We start from the raw sequence: 575 nt of genomic DNA, 5'->3' as shown, positions 1-575 counted from the left end.
GCTACAAGAAGCTCAACGCCGAGCGCCGCAAGGTCGAGCTGCGCGTGTTCCTGTACCGCCTGGCGCTCACGCTGCCCCTGCTGGTGGTGGCGGGCTGGCTGTTCGTCAAGAAGCGCAAGAGCACCTGGTGGCCCTTTGTGTGGGGCTTCATCTTCTTCGCGCTGTTTGCCTTCTTTGTCGAGCTGGTGCCATTCCTGCCCAGCTATGGCGGCTATGTGCGCTATGTGGTGGGCATCATCATCACGGCGCTGGTGGGGCGCTACGCCATCCTGGCGCTGAACCGTTACCTCGAGCGGCAAAAGCAGGCCGAATCGCTGCCCGACCAGGAACGCCGCAAGGAACTGGGCTACGACGTGGCCCTGGCACGCCTGGCCAAGAACGTGTGCCCCGGTTGCGAGCGCCCCGTGGACCTGAAGAACGAGTCGGTCGACTTCTGCCCCCACTGCGGCATCGGCCTGTTCGACCGCTGCGGCCACTGCCATACCCGCAAGAGCGCCTTCTCCCTCTTTTGCCATGCCTGCGGTACGGCAGCGGCGCCGGCCGACAAGGGCCGTGCGGCGGCGGTGCCCGGCGCG

At 66.4% G+C, this 575-nt stretch carries 1 pseudogene; it reads left to right on the top strand.

The features are described from left to right. A pseudogene (locus ACDELDRAFT_RS23415) lies at positions 1-575 on the top strand (serine endopeptidase); the annotation flags it as partial.

The sequence above is a fragment of the Acidovorax delafieldii 2AN genome (assembly GCF_000175235.1).
Lineage (GTDB): Bacteria > Pseudomonadota > Gammaproteobacteria > Burkholderiales > Burkholderiaceae_C > Acidovorax > Acidovorax delafieldii_B.
Note: the sequence above shows the minus strand (reverse complement) of the source record. Positions and strands in the feature narration are given on the sequence as shown.